The following is a 246-nucleotide window of genomic DNA, read 5'->3' on the forward strand; positions in this document are numbered from 1 at the left end:
GGCCACATAATCATCATGAGCTGTCGTACCATCTTTGTAGACGTAATGGATAGTTTCATTAATCGTCTTGCTTTCAGTTGTAATAGTTGGCGCATTCTTAGCATAAACCACCGTGAAGTCAAGATCACTAGCGTCACCACTCACAGTTTGTGCCCCAATTTCAGCCTGGTCTGGCGTGTAACCCTTAATAGCTGGGCTAGTTACTGCCGCAAAGCTTTGATCTGCTGACCAAGACCCATAGGTCTT

At 45.5% G+C, this 246-nt stretch carries 1 pseudogene; it reads right to left on the reverse strand.

Annotation, left to right across the window (positions count from 1 at the left end):
• Window positions 1-246 (reverse strand): annotated as a pseudogene (locus tag MZO40_RS17215) (hypothetical protein); the annotation flags it as partial.

Source organism: Lactiplantibacillus sp. B652 (assembly GCF_023806745.1).
Lineage (GTDB): Bacteria > Bacillota > Bacilli > Lactobacillales > Lactobacillaceae > Lactiplantibacillus > Lactiplantibacillus pentosus.